Origin of the sequence: Pedobacter sp. SG908, from assembly GCF_011759615.1 — a bacterium.
Classification (GTDB): Bacteria; Bacteroidota; Bacteroidia; order Sphingobacteriales; family Sphingobacteriaceae; genus Pedobacter; species Pedobacter riviphilus.
The window spans coordinates 1,998,741-2,021,563 of the sequence record NZ_JAAOYY010000001.1 but is presented as its reverse complement, the minus strand read 5'-3'; the positions used below and the strand labels follow the sequence as shown (position 1 = coordinate 2,021,563).

The 22,823-nt window shown below is 41.0% G+C and carries 15 protein-coding genes and 1 tRNA gene; 5 read left to right on the top strand and 11 right to left on the bottom strand.

The window, feature by feature from the left end; all coding sequences use genetic code 11:
* The first annotated feature begins 18 nt into the window (after positions 1-18).
* The gene (locus tag FHT21_RS08280) at positions 19-1,182 is read left to right on the top strand and encodes an alpha-hydroxy acid oxidase (protein WP_167294223.1); all 1,164 of its coding nucleotides are present in this window, start codon (positions 19-21) and stop codon (positions 1,180-1,182) included.
* Positions 1,183-1,271: 89 nt separating this feature from the next.
* Here the strand turns inward: FHT21_RS08280 and FHT21_RS08275 are convergent, their stop codons facing one another.
* Positions 1,272-2,423: an aldose epimerase family protein gene (locus tag FHT21_RS08275; protein WP_167294222.1), complete on the bottom strand. Its 1,152-nt coding sequence runs from the start codon at positions 2,421-2,423 to the stop codon at positions 1,272-1,274.
* Positions 2,424-2,614: 191 nt separating this feature from the next.
* Between FHT21_RS08275 and FHT21_RS08270 the strand changes: the two genes are divergently transcribed.
* The 3 genes from FHT21_RS08270 (at position 2,615) to FHT21_RS08260 (ending at position 4,239) form a co-directional block, all read left to right on the top strand.
* On the top strand, positions 2,615-3,286 hold the full coding sequence (locus FHT21_RS08270; protein ID WP_167294221.1) for an HAD family phosphatase: 672 nt from the start codon (positions 2,615-2,617) through the stop codon (positions 3,284-3,286).
* A 1-nt stretch (position 3,287) separates the two neighbouring features.
* Positions 3,288-3,986 (top strand): NUDIX domain-containing protein, encoded by a 699-nt coding sequence (locus FHT21_RS08265; protein WP_167294220.1) that lies wholly within the window; start codon positions 3,288-3,290, stop codon positions 3,984-3,986.
* A 180-nt stretch (positions 3,987-4,166) separates the two neighbouring features.
* Positions 4,167-4,239 (top strand) — tRNA-Lys (locus FHT21_RS08260).
* Positions 4,240-5,157: 918 nt separating this feature from the next.
* On the opposite strand, the gene FHT21_RS08255 is transcribed toward FHT21_RS08260, so the two are convergent.
* Together FHT21_RS08255 and FHT21_RS08250 are read right to left on the bottom strand one after the other, a co-directional pair.
* On the bottom strand, positions 5,158-5,619 hold the full coding sequence (locus FHT21_RS08255) for a hypothetical protein (protein WP_167294219.1): 462 nt from the start codon (positions 5,617-5,619) through the stop codon (positions 5,158-5,160).
* Between the two features lie 135 nt (positions 5,620-5,754).
* Positions 5,755-6,087: a hypothetical protein gene (locus tag FHT21_RS08250; RefSeq protein WP_167294218.1), complete on the bottom strand. Its 333-nt coding sequence runs from the start codon at positions 6,085-6,087 to the stop codon at positions 5,755-5,757.
* A 355-nt stretch (positions 6,088-6,442) separates the two neighbouring features.
* On the opposite strand from FHT21_RS08250, the gene FHT21_RS08245 reads away from it, so the two are divergent.
* Positions 6,443-7,417 carry a hypothetical protein gene (locus FHT21_RS08245; protein WP_167294217.1) on the top strand — a complete coding sequence of 325 codons (975 nt, stop codon included), beginning with the start codon at positions 6,443-6,445 and terminating at the stop codon, positions 7,415-7,417.
* A 254-nt stretch (positions 7,418-7,671) separates the two neighbouring features.
* Here FHT21_RS08245 and FHT21_RS08240 read toward each other — a convergent pair whose 3' ends face one another.
* The 8 genes from FHT21_RS08240 to FHT21_RS08205 form a co-directional block, all read right to left on the bottom strand.
* Positions 7,672-8,595, bottom strand: coding sequence for a DUF4886 domain-containing protein (locus FHT21_RS08240; RefSeq protein ID WP_167294216.1), 924 nt, complete (start codon positions 8,593-8,595; stop codon positions 7,672-7,674).
* Positions 8,596-8,706: 111 nt separating this feature from the next.
* Entirely contained in the window at positions 8,707-10,386 is a 1,680-nt protein-coding gene (locus tag FHT21_RS08235; protein ID WP_243853914.1) for a sodium:solute symporter family protein, read from the bottom strand.
* Between the two features lie 30 nt (positions 10,387-10,416).
* The gene (locus tag FHT21_RS08230) at positions 10,417-12,696 is read right to left on the bottom strand and encodes an FAD-dependent oxidoreductase (protein ID WP_167294215.1); all 2,280 of its coding nucleotides are present in this window, start codon (positions 12,694-12,696) and stop codon (positions 10,417-10,419) included.
* A gap of 222 nt (positions 12,697-12,918) precedes the next feature.
* Positions 12,919-14,328 carry an SGNH/GDSL hydrolase family protein gene (locus FHT21_RS08225; protein ID WP_167294214.1) on the bottom strand — a complete coding sequence of 470 codons (1,410 nt, stop codon included), beginning with the start codon at positions 14,326-14,328 and terminating at the stop codon, positions 12,919-12,921.
* A complete protein-coding gene (locus tag FHT21_RS08220) occupies positions 14,321-17,731 on the bottom strand; it encodes a hypothetical protein (RefSeq protein WP_167294213.1) in 3,411 nt (1,136 codons plus the stop codon). The genes FHT21_RS08225 and FHT21_RS08220 overlap by 8 nt, the downstream gene beginning before the upstream one ends.
* An 8-nt stretch (positions 17,732-17,739) precedes the next feature.
* On the bottom strand, positions 17,740-20,328 hold the full coding sequence (locus FHT21_RS08215) for a glycerophosphoryl diester phosphodiesterase (RefSeq protein WP_167294212.1): 2,589 nt from the start codon (positions 20,326-20,328) through the stop codon (positions 17,740-17,742).
* Positions 20,325-21,224, bottom strand: coding sequence for a DUF5017 domain-containing protein (locus FHT21_RS08210; RefSeq protein ID WP_243853912.1), 900 nt, complete (start codon positions 21,222-21,224; stop codon positions 20,325-20,327). Before FHT21_RS08210 ends, FHT21_RS08215 begins: the two co-directional genes overlap by 4 nt.
* A 17-nt stretch (positions 21,225-21,241) precedes the next feature.
* Entirely contained in the window at positions 21,242-22,813 is a 1,572-nt protein-coding gene (locus FHT21_RS08205) for a RagB/SusD family nutrient uptake outer membrane protein (RefSeq protein ID WP_243853910.1), read from the bottom strand.
* Positions 22,814-22,823 lie beyond the last annotated feature (10 nt).

Below are 22,823 nucleotides of genomic sequence, written 5' to 3'. Positions count from 1 at the left end.
TAAGACAATAATTAAATAATGAGCAAAAAAATTACGTTTCCTTATCACCCTCAATATCCTTCTGTAGCTGACCTTAGACGTAAAGCAAAAAACAGGATACCGAAATTTGCATTCGATTATTTAGAAGGTGGCTGTAACGAAGGGCTTAACCTTGCCCGTAACGAAACAGATTTCGATGATATATACTTAAAACCAAATTATTTACGTGTAGGTGGAGATATTGATATGTCGGTTGAGCTTTTTGGCCGTAAATACAGTGCACCTTTTGGCGTATCCCCTATTGGTTTACAGGGTTTAATGTGGCCCAATGCACCTGAGATTCTGGCCAAGGCTGCAGCCAAACACGATATTCCCTATACGCTGAGTACGGTATCTACCAGCAGTATCGAGCGCATTGCAGAAGTTTCTGAAGGAAAAGCCTGGTTTCAGCTTTATCACCCTACTGAAAATAAACTGAGGGATGATATTTTATCGCGATTAAAAGCGGTTGAGTGCCCGGTTTTGGTTGTGCTGGTAGATGTTCCCGCCTTCGGGTTAAGATATAAAGAAATTAAAAGTGGCCTTTCTATACCACCTAAAATGTCGGTAAACAATATTTTACAGGCATTTGCAAGGCCATTATGGGGCATTAAAACACTTCAACATGGTATCCCTTCTTTTGCTACGTTAAAGCCATATATGGAAAAAGGAATGGATATGTCGCAGCTGGGGCAGTTTATGAATAGAACGTTTACAGGGAAAGTTGACATAGAAAAGGTTTCGGCTATTCGCGAAATCTGGAAAGGACCATTGGTATTAAAGGGCATTGCTACTGATGAAGATATGCAGGCAGCTATACAGATCGGTGTTGATGGGGTTATTGTTTCGAATCATGGCGGACGACAAATTGATGCGGGTGAATCATCTATCCACTCTTTAATTAAACTTGCCGGAAATGAAGCCTATAAATCTAAACTTAAAATCATGTTAGATGGAGGGATCCGTTCGGGCGTTGATTTAGCCAGGGCACATGCGGTAGGCTCTGAATTCAACTTTATGGGCCGCCCGTTTATGTATGGCGTTGGTGCATTGGGTAACGAAGGCGGAGATCATACCATTAATATGTTTAAAGCGCATTTATATCAGATTATGCAACAGCTCACCATCGAAAAAATTTCACAATTCCCTGAAAGGTTATTGTAATTTAAGGGAGATAGTCTTTGCAATAAAAAGACCTCGCAGATTTTAGAAACCTGCGAGGTCTTTCATACACTTACGGTTAACCAATTAACTTATTTTGAGAACTTATAAGTTGTACTCGTTTTATAAGTTTCGCTCGGTTTAAGTACGGTTGAAGCAAAATTCGGGTGGTTTGGTGCATCAGGGAAGTGCTGTGTTTCTAAACAGAAAGCCGAACGGTGTGGATACGATTTACCCCCTTTACCATCTTTATCAACACCCGTTAAGAAATTACCACTGTAAAACTGCAAGCCAGGCTCGGTGGTAATAACCGATAAAATAATACCCGTTTTAGCACTTTTTACCACAGCCACCGGTGTTTTACCATCGTGATGGGTTAAGGCAAAATTATGGTCGTAACCTTTACCAAATTTCAGTTGCTCATCGTTATCGCCAATTTGTTTGCCTATTAGTTTGGCTTTGTTAAAATCGAAAGCAGTACCTGCAACAGGTTGCAATTTACCTGTCGGAATCAGGGTTGAATCAACTGGTGTATAAGCATTCGCATCAATGGTTAGCTCGTGGTCTAAAATGGTGCTATCACCTTCGCCGTTTAGATTAAAATAAGCATGGTTGGTTAAGTTTACAATGGTGCTTTTATCAGTGGTTGCTACGTAATCAATTTGCAGGGCGTTGTCGTCAGTTAAAGTATAAGTTACCTTCACATCCAGTTTACCCGGATAACCCGCTTCGCCATCTTTAGAAACGTAGCTTAATTCAAGCTTAGTACTATCCAGTTGTTTCGCATCCCACACTTTGCCGAAAAAGCCATCGGTACCGCCGTGTAAGGTGTTTACCCCATCGTTAAGCTGTAACTGGTATTCTTTTCCGTCTAAAGTAAATTTACCTTTGCCAATACGGTTTCCGTAGCGGCCAATTAAGGCCCCAAAAAACGGCTCGCCTTTTTTACGGTAAGCACCCACGCTATCGTAACCCAATACCACATCTGTTAATTTATTGTTTTTATCTGGCACCAGCAGCGAAACCACCCTACCGCCGTAATTGCTAATCGATACCGAAGCACCCTGTTTGTTTTTCAACGTGTAAAGTTTAACGGCTTTACCATCAATGGTGCTGCTGTATTTTAACGAATCGGTTTTTACGTTTGCCTGTGTTTCCTTATCAGATTTAGGATTACATGAAGTAAAAGAAATGGCTAAACATAGTGTAGCGAAGGGCAAAGCCTTAAAGAATATTTTTTTCATGGATTAAAAATTTGTGAAAGCGGATCTACAATTGCGCACAAAATTAGACTCGGCTCCATATTAATTTATTTTTGGTTAAGGCTAAAGTAGGAAAAATTTATTAACGTTAAAGTAACGATTATACTTATTATTTTTCATAATATAGAAGAGGATTGCCAACAGTAAAAAAAATCACATAATTTAGCAGCTATATGTATGATTTGAATTTTAAGCCTAAAGCTTTTCTTTTCGATTTGAACGGTACTATGATTAATGATATGGAATACCATACTTTGGCCTGGTATAGTATTATGACGGAAGACTTAGGTGCCAGTCTCGATTACGAAAGCGTAAAAAAAGAAATGTATGGAAAGAACCACGAAGTTTTAGAACGTGTTTTCGGGAAAGGTAAATTTAATGCTGAAGAAATAGAACGCCTTTCTATCGACAAAGAAAAGCGTTATCAACAAGGTTATATGCCGCACCTGGCTTTGATTGATGGATTAGATCGATTTTTGGACCGAACAAAACAGGCTAACATCCCAATGGCGATCGGATCTGCAGCAATACCTTTTAATATAGATTTTGTAATAGATGGCTTGAATATCCGTCATTATCTGGATGCCATAATTAGTGCAGATGATGTAAAAACAAGCAAACCAGATCCAGAGACTTTTTTAAAGGCAGCGAAAGCATTGAATATTACACCAGCAGAATGCCTGGTTTTCGAAGATGCGCCGAAAGGTGTAGAATCTGCCTTAAATGCAGGTATGCCCTGTATGGTATTAACCACCACACATACAATCGAAGAGTTTGAAGGTTATCCGAATATCTTAGGTTATATTACAGATTATAACGATGCTAAACTAAATACGCTATTTTAATATGGGAAAATATTTAAATCAAAAACCTGTTCTTGTTGCAATAGACTGCATTATTTTTGGTTATGACGGCGACCAGCTAAAACTTTTGGTGATAAAAAGAGCAATAGAACCGGTAAAAGATCAATGGAGTTTGATGGGTGGTTTTATTGGTGAGCAAGAAGATCTTGACGGTGCCGCTAAAAGGATTTTACTGGAATTAACCGGTTTACACGATGTATACCTGGAACAGTTGCATGCATACGGCCACCCAGATCGCGACCCTATTGAACGAACGGTTTCGGTAGTTTATTTTGCACTGATAGACATCAATAAATACCATAAACAGATAAACGACCAATATCATGCTGAGTGGTTCAAACTTAAAGAAGTTCCAGAACTAATTTTCGACCACGATGTGATGGTTAAGGCAGCGATGGATAAAATTCGCTATCAGGCTGCCCTACATCCTATTTTGTTTGAGCTATTGCCCAAGCGGTTTACCATACCACAACTTCAGGCCTTGTACGAACAGGTTTACGATTCGCCAATTGATAACCGAAATTTTATCCGTAAGATTACAGCCAGTGGATTATTAATCAAACAGGCTGATAAGGATAAATCAAGCTCGCGTCGTGGTGCTTTTTATTTTAAACTGGATAAAAATAAGCACAAAGCACAATTCCAATCATTTTTAAACTTTATCCCTAAAGCCAGTAAGTAATGTGGATTGTTGATGGGATAAAGTAAATTTTAAGGTTAATTTTGATTGTAGAAAATTTAAAATCAAGTAGTTAGAGTGGCTATTTTTAACCTCAGAGAAAAACATCAAAAACATTTTTAAAAAATGTTTGCAAGAAAAGGATAAATCCCTATATTTGCACCTCCTTAAACAAAAGGAAATGATTCCGTAGCTCAGCTGGTAGAGCATTACACTTTTAATGTAGTGGTCCTGGGTTCGAATCCCAGCGGGATCACAGAAGATAGTATCAAACTACTTAAAAGCTTGCAAATCAAATGATTGCAAGCTTTTTTGTTTACCAGAAAAATCAAAATACTCACCGATTCTCATATTAAAAGTGTGTGCGATTCGGTGAGTAATTCTGGAACTAAAATTACTCATCGAATTACATATAATCACTTGATTAACAAGATATTCGATCATCGAACATCTTGACGTTTTCAGACTGCAGGGCTAATTTTGTTAACCTTAATTCAGTTTATATGAAAACTAATTTTAGCTTGCTTTTTTATCTTAAAAGGCAGAAAAACTATCGTGGCGGCCGTGTGCCAGTTTATTTAAGAATAACTGTTAATGTGGGTATTTCAGGAAAAATGGCCGCGCGTTTCGCATTTAAGCTGACACCCTGTTTCATTTTAAGCTGATCACCCCATTTCAGGGCAAACTGGCCGTTTTGGTCTTCAGATCAAACTTTTTTCAACATATTCTTCTGTAATAACTTTTCAGATTGGCGTAAAATAAGAGGCTCTAGTCTAGCATCTCTATGCGAGGCGACTCTTGTGACCTGGCTATTGATTTGAGTCAATCATGCCGTTTTTTTTTGGAATTTGAGGTGTCGCTTCTAACTTGGGACATGTAAATGCCTGGTTTTGCAAGAAAATCGGTCTTGAGTTAGACCTGACGGGGCATGCGATAAGGAAAAGGGAGTTTGGTACCAATGTTTATATCTGTTGAGAGGGAATTAACATTATATACTACATCTGGCAACTAAATTGGCGGCCAGCTTGGCCTGAATTAGAGGGGTTACATTTGATGAAATATACAGCCCAGCCATATATGCATTTTGATATCGTTTATATTTTATTATAATCTTTTTTCCCAACAGCCACAGTCCAGAAATATTGTGACTTTTCCAGATCTTCAACGAAAAAAGTTAAATCGTTAAGTTAATGATTCTTTCATCATAAAGGTCATAGGCCTTCTTATTTTTCAGGTCTATCAGCGAATACCCACCTGCTTCTGAACTGACAGCACCTTTGATTTTTAATATACTGTAAATGGCGATTGATATATTTTCAATGCTCTTACCCTTTAGCTGATCCTTGTAGTAAGCGTTCATCGATTCAATTGCATCTTTACTCCTGCCTACAACAATAACATGCTCCTCGATATCGGTACCTAGTCCGTTTGTTAAGGCATCGTTACCATACACCTGCAAAATCAAATTTCTGATAAACTTTTCTCCTTCTCTTTTCTCTTTCTCCGTTTTTGCATTATCAACCACTAAACTATAACCACTCTTTTTGAATTTAACATAGCCGGTATATACACTTTGTGCTGATGCATGAATACCGGACAGCGCGATGAGGATCGCTAGTAATAATTTATTTTTCATTTTAAAAAGTATTTTTAATTGCAGATCAGAAGAACGCAATAACATCATACTTGAAATGGCCAAATGCGATGTTATTTTAAAGACTGTCCTTATCAAACGGTATTAGGTTGCTGAACACCCTGCCTATCTATCTGATCAAATAAAGCTTTTGTTCATTATTGGTGAACAGCCCATACTGCAAATTATCATTTGTATAAAACAGCTTTCATCAGTTTTTCTACCTCCTTCCCCATCTATTATGATAGGCTCCAGTTCATCAAAAATTTCAGTTTGGAAAATAGTATCCAGATTCTCCGATACTATATAAAATCTAAGACTTTTCTCTCTGTTGTCTTTAATTTTATCTGCCTCTCCGTGATTAATTTTCTGTAAGGAAATTTCATCATCATCTTTTGTCTCAATAAAAAAACTACCATTCTCTTTCTCTATAATATCTTCAACATATTGAGAAAAATCTTTTAAAGACATCACTAAATTTATATGCGACATATATTTTGTTTCTTATTTTATTTGTAATCGGCTGCTTTTCCATAACCTTCGAAAATGGCTTCATGTCCTTTGCTTTTCACATCATCAATCGCAAGACGCTTTCTGGGATTCATTTTAATATTTGTGACGCTCTTCTTAAATTATAAAAAAACATATTAGCAATATCATTAGTCGTACCCCCCCGTTTAAAGGTTTTATAAGTTTAGCGCTTCATCGTATCTACCAATATAACCGAATCCGCTTTATCTTCTTGAGCAGGAATAAACCTGAAAGCAATTTAAAATAAATCTCGAATATGTGATAAAATTATTATAATTGATCTGAAACTCTACATATGAATAGAAAAACTATAATAATTTTAGGATTGCTTTTGACAACAATGAGCGTTTATTCACAGATAGAAAAACCACTAAGGCACTCGTATCCAGCCAAAAAAACAGGTGAGAACGATTCACCCTATCAAAAGGAAGGAATGCTTTTTAGATTAAAATACGAACATGCAGATTGTTCTTATGAAATTTTAATTAACGACATGCCAGTTACAAGTCATTTCGGATTGGGAGAACGCTCAGGATTGACGGTAAATCTCAATCAGTATATTCTTCAGCCTGGCAAACAAGAGGTTACCATTCGCCTTTACCCCGCTAAAAAGGATGAAACCGTGTTCGCTCCTTCCCTTTCCCCGAATTCATCTGTCAAGGTCGAAATTTCGAAAAATAAAGAGCCAATGTCAATCTTAGATCAGATGAATGCCAAAGATAAAGGTCAGCAATATCAGTGGCAGGTTCTTAGTTATCAGACTCCAAAATTAGATAATAAACCACAAAACTTTGCTGAGTACAAAACATCTTTTATTCTTGATAATAAAGACATTAACTGGAAAATAGCCGGCTGGGACAAAAGCCAGAATCTTCAAAATTCTGCCAAAATCCGAAAAGAAGTGGATGCGTTTTATTTAGATTTCAAAAAAACACTTGAAGAAGGAAATCAGCAAAAATATTTATCAATGCTGAAGCAAAGCATTCGCGAAGAAGCGGCTTCTACCCCCTGGAATAAAGATGCAGAAAAAGATCTTACCAAATCGATGGCAGATTATGCTGTTGAAAAGAGAAGTTTCATCTATCCCTGCCCAGATGCAGAACTGAAATTTTATGGCGGAGGAAAAGTGGTTACATTAGTCTGTAAGGATCCTCAAACCTATGGTTATTCCCCCCTTATTTCTAAAACAGCAAAAAATATGATGCCAAAAGCCCATACTTTTTATCTGCATAAACCTGAAGGCTCAGACAAACTGGAAATTCTCCGATAAATAAAGATGATAATGACATAGATGCTGTAGATTTTAGAGCAATCAAAAACGAGTGTAGCGAAAAAATCTTTGCCCCACTGTGGGTCAACGATCGTGCGGATAAGCAATAAATTTATAGCTAATTTAAAGCGGACTGCAGAACTAGACACCAAGATGACAGAATACAATGAGCTTGGGAGACTGATGAAAATGAGAAAGGAAAGAGAAAAGTAATTGCCAAATAACATTATTGAAGGAGATTGAAATCACAAAAATCAGTTTTTGGAAACCTTTATAACCTTATTGGCAACCTCAAGCAGGTAACTTTTAAAATCATCTGAAACAGATGCGGGTTTAAATCCTATTTTTTTCGGGGAATCTTTAAAAAGTATCCCGTACCAAATCAAACCGCCTAAATATTTCCCCGCATCATTCGCATGGTTTGGATCAAAGGCCAATTCTTGTTTGTTCCAAAAATAGCCCACATTGATAGAATGAGTTTGATCAGGTAAATTGGATGCAACAGGATGTTCAAAATCGAAAGCCGTATCCTTTTTATAGCCATATTTTTTATTGGTCGCTACTTCTTCAAACGCATCGCCAACAGGTAAAAGCCTGGCATTAAACTGTTTTGCTAGTTTGTGGTATGCTTCACGAGATTTTTGCCACATTTCAAACTGGTTTTTAGCCAATTGCTCTGGCCCAACTTTCCCAAATTTCTTTGCATCAGCACGGTAAGCCCAAGTTTGGTGAATCACGATTTCTGCATTTGGTTGAAGCTTTTTAATATAGTCTACAAGTTTTTTCGCGTATGGATTGTAGCTTGATGAATCGCCCGAAAGGTATGAATATTGCTGAATGGTCACTACGTCCCAAGTACCTTGCGACAATAACATTTTCAACGATTTGCCTCCGTATGGCTTTCCTTGGACATCGGTTGAATCCTTTTCAAATTTTTCTACATAACCCCAATGTTGCTCCAAAGAATGACCGCCAAGTTCTGCCCTACCAATAACTAAATTTTTACCCGTTTCTTTGGCCATTTGAGGCAGAAAAGTGGTCGCATTTTGCGAGAAACTGTTTCCAATTACAAATAAGTGTAATGTATTGTTATTGGTTTGGCTGAAAGCATTAAGATTAAAAACAAGCAAAAAAATGAATAATCTGCTGCCTTTGTACTTTAAAAAGAATCGTATCATATTTATATATTTTTGTTTTTACCTCACCTTTGGATGGGTTTTCCTGTATTTATAGCGTTCTGCTCCTGATAGTAAAAAAGCACCCACCCAAAAACTTCTGTACTGTTTGTATTAAACAACTAACTTTTTGCTGGCTACCCGCCATATTAACCCTGCCGAAATCAGGATTAAACCGCCAACTGCCATTACGGTTATTGAAAAATCCTTTGCGATATACCCAAGTATTCCGATGCCTATCCCCACAATGCCCATTGAAAGTGCAATAACACCTATCCCGAATTTATTTTGCTTTGCAGCCTCTATATGTAGGGCCGGATCTACAACCCGTACCGCGGTAACTCTTTTTTCCTGCTCCATTTCTTCTACTTTAATAGAAATATGCCCCTTGGCAGTATAATATATTTCAAAAAACAAAAGTACCGCTATTGGAATACCCATTCCCATGCAGGTTTCCATGGTACGATCGAATTTTAAGCCCCAAATACCGGGAGTAATTACTTTAAAGAAAAGGTTGATCAGCAATGATGCCACAGTAGCGGTAACTACTGAAAATCCGCTTTGACGTTTAGAAAAAAGTGTCCAGATGATCGGTGCAAACAATGCTCCACCTGCAATAGAGGCAGTACTTAAAACCACTTCAACAATTCCCCCGGCGCTTGGAATCCAAATGGCAACAACAATTGTTAGAACGCCAAAAACCAGGGTAAAGAATCGGGCCATCCAGATCACTTCTTTTTCTGAGGCTTTTGGTCTTAGCAGGTTTTTATAAATATCCTGCGCAAAAACAGTTGAGGCCATATTGATCGTTGTATTGGCTTTACTGGATGTGGCAGAAACCATTCCGGCCAGCACAAGCCCTATCAAACCTGCCGGCATTACTTTTTGGATCAACATCATGTATGCATCTTCACTTTCCAGTCCCTGAAGATTTGGATTGATCACCCGGTAGATCATTGGCGGGATCATCCAGATAAAAGGACTTACAAAATACAAGATGGTAAATATACCTGCTACCTTTTTTGAGTTTTTTTGGTTTGACACACTGGTATAACGTTGCACGTATGACCAGTTTCCACCGATATAAAAGGTCTGATATACAATGAAAGCCAGCATAAACCCATAGGTATAGTCCTGGTTAAAAGGCTCAAAAAAGTGGGGCGGCGCTTTTGCCACAAGGTTTGCAGGTCCGCCGATCTGAGAAAAAGCAATAGGGATCACAATCAGTACCGCTGCTGTAAGTATTACAAACTGAACCACGTCAGTCACTAAAACCGCCCATAATCCGCCAGCAGCGGTGTATATCACAATGATCAACCCAATCACAATGATACAGGTTTCTAGTGAGTATGGGGTAGCTACATGCACCATCTTACCAACCGGATACAAAACTGCAGCAGTGGTGAACAGGCTTAGCAGTAAGGTCATATAGGTATAAAACTGTTTTTCGGCCGCACCGAAACGTTTGCCGATGTATTCAGCCGCAGTTGCAACGCCTGTTTTTTTCCATCTTCCGGCAATAAAAAAGGTGACAATTAAGCCACTGATGGCCATTGTTAACTGTATTGCATTGGCAACCAGCCCATGTTTATAAGCGATAGATCCCCAAACCACAAAGGTTCCGGCCGAAAAATAGCTGATAAACAAGGATAAGCCATTGATCCACCAGGGTGTTTCTCCTCCTGCTTCGAAAAAAGCCTGCCCGCTTTTACTACCCACACGGGTAAATGTAAGTCCGATACCGAATATAAGTAAGGCAAAAATCGCCATTACCACAAAATCTAATTTTCCCATTTAATTTATCTGCTATTTAGTTATTTAGTATTATTGATAACAACGCACGGAGAACAAAGCCGCAGGTGCCTCGTCTGAAGGATGTTCCAAATATATCGTTAGGCTCCTGGTATTTAAAGGCTCAGTTAGCTCAATGATGTTCCTGGTTTGATAATTACCGGTTTTAGTAAAAACAACGTTCTCTTTATCATCTTTAATTACATAATTCCTTACGCAAAACGGCATCACATTTTCCGGATGCCCCATCAGGACAGACTCCATTGGATGATCAAAATCGGTATCAAATAACAACTCGATCCGTTTAACAGTCTTGATTTCTTTCCAGCTGATGCTTAATGCCGGATGCTTATCTTTCCAATCGGCCACCCATGCATTTGGCGCAGAAACTGGTCTATCTATGCCATTGGTAACATTTGCAGCACCAAAAGCATTGATACCAGATGCGTAGTTAAATGCAAGATTGTGCCCTTCGGGCCTGCGCTTGGGGCACCAGAATTCAAACTCATCAACCCCGATGTCCTCTGGCGGACTTTGTTTTCCATAATTGGATACGTCTTTATTAATGGCGTTGAACACGGATAATAGTCCCGTAACCCGCTTCGCTGAGAACTGCAGTCTAACATCAGGATTCTTCATAAAGGTAAGAAACGCATAGGTTTCTTCAGGTATTATCGCATCAAAGCTAATCTGCAGGCAATTACGCCCAACATTTATTGGCAGTGAAACTTTACCTATGGTCAAATCTGGCGTATGGTTGCTCTTTTTACTGCTAATCCTAAGTTCTACTTCCAACTCCGTTGCCGCATCCCCTTCTGCATGTACAACAAAAGCCCCGATTGCACCTGCTTTTAGGGGGATCATCTGTGCAACGGAAAACTCGAGTGGCTTAAACAGTTCACTTTCGGGAAGACCTGTCAGCAACAGTTCTGAAGATGCTGTAATCTGCGCACTGCGCACAAGATCGAGCGCATCATGGAGTACAAGACCTGGTATGTGATGCCCACCGCGCAGCAGCTCAGTCTGCAGTTCGGGCATAAATCCTTTGTGATAGATCTCCGCTGGCAACAGGTTTTTGTCTTTACAGATTTTCGCTGCCATGGCAACTGCCTGCGCCGCATGGGCGGCGGTAGCCATAACCCTTGTAGAGCCAAAGGCAACATGCGTTGCACTGATAATCCTTCCCGCCAAAAAAAGATTCCTGATGTTGCGGCTGTACAAAGCGCGGTATGGAATCTGGTAAATACCTTTACTATGCCATTGATTGCAGCCGGGTTTCTCGCTGAACACCCCATCTGCCGGATGCAGATCTATGCTCCAGCCACCAAATGCAACGGCGTCATCATGCAGCTGCTGATTAACAATATCCTGTTGTTTGATGATGTATTCGCCTTCGAAACGGCGGCTTTCTCTTTTGCCCGGTATGGTGCCTACCCATTCTAGCGCAAGGTTTTCGGCTTCAGGAAAATTGCCTGAGTTTTTTACATAGTTCCATGCACCGTAGGCAACTTTCCAGAGTTCCCATTTTATTTTTTCAGTATCGTGTACCGTATCCAGTCTTCCTCCATACTCCAGCCACCAAAGTTTACATCCGTATTCCCTGGCATTAAAATTCCTAAACCTGGGGATTTTTGTAATATCATCCAATGCATAAGAAGGGGCTACAAACTTTACGGGTTTGCCGGTATCCTTACTGTAAAAATACAGGCTATGGCCAAGCAGTTCCCCATATTCTTTTGTAGGCGCAAACTGTTCTCCAAATTCTTCTTTGGCCTCTGCTCCCATCCTAAACGCCGCACCAGCCAGAAAGGCCACAATGCCATCTCCTGATGCATCGCAAAAAAGTGGTGCGTGTATCGTATATTCGGTAGAATTCTGACTGCAAAAGGCTTTTACGGCGCTCAGTTGATCTGCGGCTGATTTCTCTACATCATACACCCCGGTATTAAGCAATAAGGTAATATTAGGTTCTGAAACAACCTTATCAAGCAAAACCGTATCAAAAATCAACGGATTTCCTTCGGGGTTCCTGTACATATTTTCAACCATCAGCTCATCCACCACACCACCTTCTCTTGCCCAACGGTTATTATTTCCCATATGTGATGTGGCCCCCAGCATCCATAACCTTACCTCACTGCTCGCATTTCCGCCAAGCACGGGCCTGTCCTGCACCAGTACAACCTTTAACCCTTGCCTTGCAGCGGTAATTGCGGCACAGGTTCCTGATACCCCACCCCCTATAATGGCAAGATCTGCCGCGAGTTCGTTAGATCGCAGCTGCCTCTTTTCGCCTCCTTGATTTGTGATCATAAAAATATTTTATATTATTTCTTTCCTTCTGTTATACTTTTCCAATCGTCTGTTCTGAATGGCGACAAGGGAAATCCTTTTGCATTAAAAACATTGGCACCATTACTTTCTACCGGACTGCCATGCCTTACTGCAACCGATTTTACTTTCTATAGCTACATAAACAGCGCACAGCCGAAAAGCAGAAGAATTTAATATGCTTTTTTAATTTAAAAATCTGTTTCATTTCAGTAATGTCCCTCTTAGTAAAATCCGACCTAAATAGATCACTGTCTGATCATATTTTTCAGGATGTTGAACAATATCCGCCCTCTTGTCCTCAGGCAGGATCATGAGTTTATCGGCTTTCTGGCCAGACAGGGTTACCTTTACCAAATGGTTCCCTTGAGGCACTTTAATTACATCAAACTGCCCGCGGTAACGGTTATTGCAGTAGCTGTTAAATCTATTCAACACGTCAGCAGCGGTTGTATCTTTTGCCTGGTAATAAATAAAACTCCCCTCCTTTTCTCTGCTTAGTTTTACCAGTTTCCCATCTATGACCCACTCCAGTTGCCCAACCTCAGGTCCGCCAATATCAAATACACCCAGCATATCACCCTTAAAACGGAAACTAAATGTGGCCCCGGGCTTATTAGCAGAAAGTACATTAGAAAACCAGGGACTGAATTTTTTAAGGTTTGGATCAGTATCAGTTGGTAACACCCTCCAGCCTTGATCAGGAACTGGCAAAATTGATGGATCTACCATTGTTGCCTCCTCCCATGCGGCACTAATTAATGGCTTTGGCAGCTCCTTCTTTTTTAAGGGCTTTGCTGTCTCAATTTTTTTGAAAGCACGGGCTATGGCCGCAGCGTAGAAATTTCCCCCTACCGTAGTCGGGTGGATTCCATCCTCAGAAAACAAAATTCTCATCTGCTCAGCTGGGTTTCCTTTCCAGATTAGCTTTCCTGCTGCTTCCAGGCTTGCTGGCTCCATTCCTAAATTCACAGAAGGTAGGTCGTAGTGTGCTGCAACCTGCTCCAATCCTTTAATATTTGGTGGCAACTCATTTTTTTGATAAAAGGCAGTTTGTCCAGTTAAAATGGTATACAGCAAACAAATAGCTGTATTGGGGTTCTTTTTGATTGTTTGACGGATCATCCCTTCCATCCCGGCGGCATAAGCGCCGTTAACGGCAAATTCTATAAAAATAAGATCGGGCTGGTGGCTAAGTACCTGTTCATTGATCCTAAATGCACCCAGCTCCGTTCCCGTGCCAGATACACCTGCATTGATCCATTGAAAGCTGACCTGAGGATAGGTTTGCTCCAGGTACTTGGCCGTTTGAAGGCGATAACCAAAATTTGCCTGTGTAATGCTCCCTCCAATAAAAGCAACTACCACCTTTTTACCCGAATTTACTTTTTCAAAGAAGCCCGGAAAGCCTCCCCTAACATTACACTCCAGCTCATTGTTGAAATTACTAACTTCAATTACTGGGATATTGGATGCAGAAACATCAAAATAAAGAGGAGAAGCCCCTGCCTGGGAGGCCGCAATCTTATCACTATCAGGCCTGGTTTGAGAAAATGCAGTAACAGGCATTAATAAACAAGCAAGCAATGCAGTTTTCACACCTTTTTTATTCATTACCATTGAGTACAATTTTTTTTGATTTTGTTTTCCCATCATTACTTTTAAAAATGAGTTCCAGTTTTGCGTCCTCGCCCATCCCCAGTTTATTAAAACTCCATTCGTAAGGATATTGCTTTATTTCCTGCAGCTGGTTGTTACAATTGATGCTTACCGAATACCCACTTAAAGGAGCCGTTTCTGCAAATCCATAGCAGGTATCCCAACCAAAGGGAGAGCGGATACGGAACAGGAATATACGTCCCCAGGGAGCCCCCAGGTCAATCACCTTCATTCCATCTTTTACCGGCTGATATTTCTTTGCTACCCGGTTCGCCTTTAATGGAATAGCAATTGCTTTGAATCCTTTTGCAGGGACAACAACATCAATCTTGGCCGCTTTAAAATCCTTGGAAACTGACTGATCGCTTTGCGCATAAACCAGGGCTTTCCCATCCTTTAGCGCAGCCGTAGCATCAGTCCATTGTACGGCTACTTTTTGCTCAGACTCAGCTTCTGAGGAAAGCAGGATCCAGAAGTTCTTATCCGAAATTGCAGTAACATAATTGATTCCTGCATTCTGAATATTTACCAGGCCCTTATTCATCCACAATGTAGCCTCCTGATCGCCAAAGATCTTTCCTTTTCTGCCACCATATACCCGATTGTTAAACCAGACAAATCCTTCCTGTTTGCTATAAGGAAACGCTACATTTCCATTCGAACGCTGTATGCTTTCTGAGATCAGGTAATCAAGGCTAAAAGCGATATGTGGTGGGATATGATGATAATAAATGGAACTCACATCCGGCCCTTTATAAGGAAAATCAACTGACATGGGTATATCGGTAAAACCCGTAGCGTAATATCCAGGATAGTTTGCATAACGACCGATTACGGCATTGCGGGCATAGGTTTCGTAGATAGGGTTGTTTTCATATTGGAACAAGCGCAGCAAATGGGGTGCCCAGCTACTCATAAATACCGGACGGACTGTTTGATCTTTTACACGGGTAAAATAAGTACTAGGCTGCTCCAGGCCCAGGCCTACCGGCGATACCAGCCATTCGGGTACTTTCTTTTCCTGTACATCACCATTTTTCCGTGGAAAACCTAAACGATAAGGCTCGTTGCCTTTCCACCAGATGTGCGTAACGCCATCATAATGATTATTCTTGTGAATGGTTTGCAGGCTATCTTCCACTTTCGGATAGCTGCGTATTCCCGCAATGGTAAAATGTGCACCATATTCTGCGGCTTTCAGATACTTTTTATCTTTTGTTGTTTCATAGAGATCCAGCAGGTCCCACCAGGGTGCATAAAAACTGGCATTGTAAAAAGGTACATGACTCAATACTTTATTGGTATTGTTATATATTTTTTGCTGAATAAAAAGATCTGCATCTTTTTTTGCCTGCTGCAGCCATTTTGCCTGGCCTGTGAGCTGGTATGCCCAAAGCGCTTGGTTCCATGAATGGAAATCTGTTGAGTAGCCTTTTGCCACCCTAAGGCTATCTCCCGGTAGTGCTATATTTTTCAGCCAGGGATTCAATCCGCCCAATAAACGATCCAATCCTACGTAATAAGATGTGGTGAACTGAGAGGTAAGCGGGTTGAACTCCAGCGTTTTTCGTGTAGCATTATAAGCTGTTGGAACAATATCGGTTGCCCATCGGTATCCGCTTCTGGAAAGCGTAAATTCTATAGTTGGCAATGACCGGCTGATGTAAAATTCTTCATCATTCTGCAATACAGAAAGCGCGATGTTGGCCAATGGTGTGGCATTTACAACTGTAGGTGCTGTTTTAGGGTCACCTTCAATATCAAAAAAACCTTTTAGCTTAGTCGACCATCCCGCAGCATTGTCGTTTTTCACCAGCTCAATCATGTTGAATACCGCATCAGTAAGCGAAGCTTGTTCTTGTTTCCGATAGTCCTTTACCTCAAACACTTCCTTCGACACATAATCCATGGCCGAATCCCAATTGCCCGATTTTACACCAATAATAAATCGCCTGTCAATTAACTCTCCTGCACGGTATTTAGAATCATTCATTCCCAGAACCGGAGAAAACATAACCGGCTGTATCTGGTTATTGTGGTTCTTTAGTGTAAAACCTGCAGGCGCATAGTCTACAGAACCCCAGTCTTTTTTAAATAATTCAGGACTTGTTGCCACATAACTAGAAACAATACCTTGCCCTGTTTTTGAAGAAACAATAGCCAAGGGTTGCTGCATCATTGAAGTAATCATCATTTGCGGGCCGTCAGAAAGCCGTTTATACTGAAACATGGGTGCCATCGATACGCTTTCCAGCTCCTGATCGGAAACAGGCTGGAAGGCTTCGATCCCCATGCTATAATACCCTGGCTGGGCAGTCTTGCAGATCAACCGCAGATCAATATGTTGCTGACCCGGATGTAATGTCCACAAACCGGTTATTGCAGAACCATTCCTGGTTACATATTGAACTTTTATGGTTTGTTTATCTACAGCTTCTGCAGTTATGGGAATGGCCTCGCTGAGGTTACCAGCCTCAAAAGGATTGAGATCGGCCCCAGGCTGATAAACTGCATATTTATAACCCTTAAAAACAAAATATGCTTTTGGTTTTTGGCTGTCCCAGGTTGGATAATATTTATTAAACTGGATGGCGGTAGCATTAGTACTGATTAAGAAAACCCGGTGGTCTTCCATGTTTGCAGTACTTACCTGTTGCCAAACCCCATCTTTTTTTATTTCTGTTTTACAAGCGATAGCCTTATGGTCAGCTCCCGTCCTTACAAACTGCACACGTACAGCCTCGTTTTCAATTCCTGCAATGATCTTATCCGTCTTGCTCAGTTGAAGTGCGGGGCTCGTGTTTTTCTTTTCCGCTGTAAGTGTTTCCTGCATAACAGGAAGCTTTTTCCAGGATAAAAGGATTTTCTTATCTATCTCATTTGGATTGATGGTGCTATCCTGCATAAAAAGAATAGCATCACAGCGGCCAAAATTAAAATTATGGAGGCGCAACAGCACATCACTCTCCTTTAGGTCAGCACTTCCGAGACGCTCCCAAGCATATCCTGGTTTTCCATGTCCTCCTGCTTTTTTTAACCTGGCATTTCCAACCGAAAGCTGGAATAACCGGGTACGGGGACGTGTATCAAAATCGGGGGTCCTTATCCAGATGGCATAACGACCTGCTTTTCCGATATTCATCACGGTTAATGCATCAGATGTACTATCCTGTTCTCCTTCTAAAAACCTTAAAATGCTGCCACTGATGCCATCTTTATTGACCTCATTAAACCATTTGCCTTTAAACTGAAAATCAGTCCCCAGCAGTAGGCTTTTTTCCTGCTGGGCAATCACAGTTCCTGTTGTTAAAAACAAGAATGCTGTTAATAATAAACATAGCCTGGTTTTCTGGTACATGTCTTAATTTATTTGTAGGTAAATGCATAAACCTGGAGACCATAAGGTGCTATTTTTATAGGATCTCCTGTAGAAAAAGGAATTTTTGAACCTGATGCAGAAAAACATCTGGCAGTTTTCAAATCCAGGCTGTGACCTGGAATAAAACGGGACATGTCTAGCTTGAAGGTACTTTCCTGTATTTCGTCATCGTTATTCAATACAAACAGGTAAAACACTTTATCCTGCTTATTCAGGGCGCATACATAGTCCATATTGGGATTGTTTAATGAAACCAGTTTCTCCATCAATGTCAGGTCTCCCTGCTTATCAAATATTTTTCCCTGCCTGAAGCCAAAGGTTTTGTGAGGGCCAACCTTAGGCGTAAGAAAGCCTGAAGGAAAATCAATCCGTCCCTGTGAACGCAAGGAAAGTTCTGCCATCAGGTAGTCGGTGATCCAACCCACCTGCCACCAGGCGTGATGAGGAAAAGGCCCGGCTCCTTTGTTCATGGCGCTCCAATAATACGAAGCAACTCCTGTGGCTGGGTCTACAAAAGCATCTTTACTTAAAGCTGCTGTTCTTGCCATTTTGAGGTATAGCGAATCTTTTGTCAGTTGAAATAGCCTTACAAACATGCCGGCATGGCTGGCGAGCATAATGGGGCCACTGTTATTTGCAGAACCTAAAATCCCTCCATGTTCAAAGCTTAGCCCCACCTGGCTTATTTGCCAGTCTTCCAATTGTATCGACCCAACTTTTTTGCTTTCTTTATTTGGAATCGGATGAGAATAGATGGAGGTTGTATAGAATTGTGCAGTTTTAATAGCGGCCTGTTTAAATCGTACATCCTTTGTAATTTCAAACAGATCGAGCAAAGCCTGGGCACTTTGCCCCGTTGCAAAATCAGGTGCAAACCTGGCATCTCCGCAAACACCTAAAAAGTAGCCTTTATCTACAGCATTTTTGATGTACCAGTCTGCAGCTTTTACAGCCGCCTCCAGGTATTTTTTATCCCGAAGCGTCTGGTATGCAACCAACAATCCGTAAAAAGTAGGCCTATAGTCTTTCAGATCTTCAAACATAGGTTTTTGCGTGTCGTTATGATAGGCTACTTCCCAATAACCTTCTGGCTTCATTTTAGTCAAAAGCCAGTCGGCCGCCATACGCATACCCGATTTAAGCTGCTGATTATCTGGCTCAAACAAAGACACGTTGCCCATATCAAGCAAAATATAATAAGTGGTTGCGATTGGCTCGGTATAAGGCCCCCACTCTTCGGTAAACCGTTTTGAATGGTAGAGGTAATATTGACCAGCTGCAGCTCCGTGAAAGAACCCTTCAGCGGTATTTTGCTGCGCCAATTTAAAGTTCAATGCATCTTTAAGACGTTTCTGAACCAGAATCGGGTCTTGGGTGATATTCGCCAACATCCACATGGCCCCATAATCGGCATTTTTTACGGCGTCTTTTTCCGAGCCGTACACCCCACCCAAATATTCCTGGGCACCGATTTTCCGGGCGTGATAATCGAAAGTCCGCCACCGTGAAGTACTGTCCTTTTTCACATAGTCTAAAAGCTGCTCCATGCGACCAGATAAGGAGAGCTTGGTTTGCTTTAAATGCAGTAGCTCATCAAAGCGGTAAACATCGTTTACAACATGCTGATATGCCTGATACCAGCTTGAAGTATTAATGGTATACCTGAAATCAAAAGAGATGCTTTCGCCCTTTTTTAAATACGACTTGTTCTGCCCCAGTACCGGATGATATAAGGTTGGGCTCAGTTGTTCCTGCCTGTTGATCAGTGACAGGCCAAGCAGCCAATTCGACTGGGTAGATTTATCATATTCCCATGGATGCCTGGCTGTTCCCGGCTCAGCCGTTACGGCAAGTGTAATTCCATCTCTATTCGTGAGCATAGCCGTAAGTGCAGCCGCTGTTCTTTCTCTTACCACAACCGGTCTATCCGGAATTCCGTGTCCATAAGCATAGGCATCTGTAAAGTTATTGTTGATGGTGCTGCCTTGAAACACACCGGGGATACAGCCCCATTCAAAACTTTTTTTGTCGTTTGTACTCAATGCCGGACTCGCTATGGAATAATATCCATCCTTATTTGCTGTTAAATGAATGGAAACACATAGATCATTTTTGTAAACAGGATCTAGTTTCCAGATTGCCTCCACAATAGAGACATCTGTTTTTTGCTGAAAAACAAGTGTATTGCCAACCTGCTTATACTGTTGCGGATAAAATAAAATGGCACGCCCTTCCTTATTTAAGGAAACCGCAGAGGTATTCGCCTTCCAGGTAGGAATGATATAGCGGTATTCAGGTTCAGGAAATTGAATTTCTTTCCCGTTTTTGTCCTTAGCCTCCGAATCCATCCTGGGTTGATCTGCACTGTAAAGCAGGGTATATTGACCCAATGTGCCAAACAAGGAATGCCATCCGTTTTGTCCTTTTACCGATAGCTGTTTTATTTTATATCCCATACCAGTGTCTTCCCAGTTCAGGCGAAGTGCATCATTTGTTAATCTGGCTTGGGGCGCTAACTGGGCATAACTGCTGTTTGCAAAAGCAAGCAGCAGCACGATTACAGGGTTTAATCTCATTGGGTAATGGTTAAATCTATTTCTTTTACAACTGTAAGTGATCGTTCTACATTGGCATTGGTTGCCACAAATGACACTTTATATACACCAGCTTTAGTATAAACCCTGGTATAATCTTTTAGATTCTGGGAAATATTCTTAATAGGTTCCCCTACATCAGGTAAAATACTATTGGGGTTGAACTGTTTGCTTACTACCCAGTCATCATCAAGATCGGTACTGTTCCTCACAGTAAGCAACTGTGCTGAGGTAATACTCCAATTGGTTGCAGGGCCACTAAAATTAAAAGCAGTCCAGCCCGCAGTAGCCATAGTGGCCAGTACAGTTTCTTCTCCCTGCTGGTTGGTGCTCTTAAGATCGAAAGAACGGATTACCCAACGGTTTTGCTGTGCTTCTGGTTTTATAACTGTGGTTTTATAAACCAAAGCCAAGGCCATGTTTTTATTACGCTCTGCAAAAGTATTCAGACTGATATTTCCCGAGGGGGTCTGATCCAGACCAGCAGATAAAACAGCTTTATCTGTAATATCTTCCCAGTTAGCAGCCCTTACATTTGTAGCATCATATATTCCATTGAAATTGGTAGATACATACAGTTTTATCACCGATTGATCGATGGGCATTAGCCCGAACTGGGCATAAGTTTTAAAATTTAGGGAAACAGTATTTCCTTCCACGATCGTTCTTTTTCGGTATTCATATTTGCGTCCGGCTTCTCCCGACCAAAATACAATGTTCTCCGGTTTACCATTAATTATAAACCTAACGGGTTCCCCAACTTTATAACTGTTTTTTTCCAGCTCAACAGAAAAATCATCCTGAGGAGCCAACTCATAGGTCTTCTGACAGGAAGCCAGGGAGAATAATATAACAGATGCAATTAATAGCTTATTCATCTTATATAATTTTGTAGTTACCATCCTGTATTTTGTTTGATATTAGGGTTAACGGCCAGTTCACTGTTAGGGATCGGGAATAAAACAGCACGATCTGTTATGCGCTGTGCCTGTGCAATAGCTGCGTCTTTTAAAGCAGTTGGCATATTGGCCTGGTATTCTCTTGCCTGTGTTTGCATAACGGATGGATAAATACCCCATCGTACAAGATCGTGCTTCCGGATGCCCTCGAAAGCAAGCTCACGTAACCGTTCATTCCTGATCAGATCAAGGAAGTCCTGCTGAGACAGGTTAGCGGCCGCATCGGCCGTTACATCGGGAACAAGCACATCTTTCCCATAACCCCTTCGCCTTACCATATTCATTGCTTTATATGCATTTACAGAGGGTCCATTATTGGTATAATTATCAGCTTCTGCAAACATCAGTAATACATCGGCATACCTTAACAGTGGCCAGTTTGTACCGGTATAGTTTTGATTTCTTGGCAAAAGAAGTTCATACTCACGCCTCCATTTCCCATTACTACGATCGTATATCTGATCTGCTGCCCAATTGGTCCGTACGGCCGTTTGTCCGCTTGTCACATAACGGTAAGGAGCAACTGTCCAGTCCCTTCTCTGATCGCCATTCGCATAAGCATTGTAAAGCTTCGCCGTAGCATGAACATAATCATAACCATATCCCATTTCAATATTTCCACAGGTAATGCCGTTATAACTGCCAATCATGCCACCCTCTTGTATTTCGCCTTGGTTTACGCCTTTAAATTCTACTTCCCACAAACTTTCCCTTGTATCGAAAAGCTCCTGAACATGGTTGATATAGATTTGCTTGAAATCGGGATTAAGACTGTGCAATCCTGACAGCATTACTTTTTCTGCATAAGTCCTGGCATCGGCATACTTTGCAACATCATTTAGCGGGGCGCCTGCCATGGTCAGATATACCCTCGCGAGTATACCTTGTACAGTAGTTTTTGTGATACGGGTATTATAGCCATAATCAGAAACAGATTTCACCAGACCTTCTGCCTGTTTCATATCAGTAACAATACGTTCGTAAAGGTCCTTTACCGGAGTACCAGGGATAGGCGGTTCTTCAGGTGATTTGCTGGATTGAAGCTTTAAAGGCACACCTCCAAACTCATCCGTTAACAAAAAATAATAGTAAGCCCTTAAAAATAGTGCCTGACCTTTTATTTCGTTGCGTTTTTCCGCAGTCACCTTAACAGCCTTATCTATGTTTTCGAGTAACATGTTCGCTCGCTCAATACCCGTGTAAAGCGTTTCCCAATGTCTGTTTAATTCCAGGGTCGAAGCATCTACAATATTGGCATTCATTCCCGATGTCTGGTTTTTCATAAAAAATTCGTCACTAAAAACCATATAGCAAGACATACCTTGTGAATAAACCCTGTTATCGCCCAAACGGTCGTATACTCCGGCCAATGCAGATTGCAGTTCACTTTCTGTATTGTAATAATTTACTGGCGATACAAAATCCTGTGGGGTTGTGTCCAGGATCTTCGAACATGAGCTCACAACCAGTGCCAGCATCATCGCGATATATAATAAAGTCGTTTTCATTTGTAAAAAC

Coding starts and splice junctions, on each gene's coding strand:
- FHT21_RS08280 (WP_167294223.1), top strand. CDS start 19: ATGAGCAAAAAAATTACGTTTCCTTATCACCCTCAATATCCTTCTGTA.
- FHT21_RS08275 (WP_167294222.1), bottom strand. CDS start 2,423: ATGAAAAAAATATTCTTTAAGGCTTTGCCCTTCGCTACACTATGTTTA.
- FHT21_RS08270 (WP_167294221.1), top strand. CDS start 2,615: ATGTATGATTTGAATTTTAAGCCTAAAGCTTTTCTTTTCGATTTGAAC.
- FHT21_RS08265 (WP_167294220.1), top strand. CDS start 3,288: ATGGGAAAATATTTAAATCAAAAACCTGTTCTTGTTGCAATAGACTGC.
- FHT21_RS08255 (WP_167294219.1), bottom strand. CDS start 5,619: ATGAAAAATAAATTATTACTAGCGATCCTCATCGCGCTGTCCGGTATT.
- FHT21_RS08250 (WP_167294218.1), bottom strand. CDS start 6,087: ATGTCTTTAAAAGATTTTTCTCAATATGTTGAAGATATTATAGAGAAA.
- FHT21_RS08245 (WP_167294217.1), top strand. CDS start 6,443: ATGAATAGAAAAACTATAATAATTTTAGGATTGCTTTTGACAACAATG.
- FHT21_RS08240 (WP_167294216.1), bottom strand. CDS start 8,595: ATGATACGATTCTTTTTAAAGTACAAAGGCAGCAGATTATTCATTTTT.
- FHT21_RS08235 (WP_243853914.1), bottom strand. CDS start 10,386: ATGGGAAAATTAGATTTTGTGGTAATGGCGATTTTTGCCTTACTTATA.
- FHT21_RS08230 (WP_167294215.1), bottom strand. CDS start 12,696: ATGATCACAAATCAAGGAGGCGAAAAGAGGCAGCTGCGATCTAACGAA.
- FHT21_RS08225 (WP_167294214.1), bottom strand. CDS start 14,328: ATGAATAAAAAAGGTGTGAAAACTGCATTGCTTGCTTGTTTATTAATG.
- FHT21_RS08220 (WP_167294213.1), bottom strand. CDS start 17,731: ATGTACCAGAAAACCAGGCTATGTTTATTATTAACAGCATTCTTGTTT.
- FHT21_RS08215 (WP_167294212.1), bottom strand. CDS start 20,328: ATGAGATTAAACCCTGTAATCGTGCTGCTGCTTGCTTTTGCAAACAGC.
- FHT21_RS08210 (WP_243853912.1), bottom strand. CDS start 21,224: ATGAATAAGCTATTAATTGCATCTGTTATATTATTCTCCCTGGCTTCC.
- FHT21_RS08205 (WP_243853910.1), bottom strand. CDS start 22,813: ATGAAAACGACTTTATTATATATCGCGATGATGCTGGCACTGGTTGTG.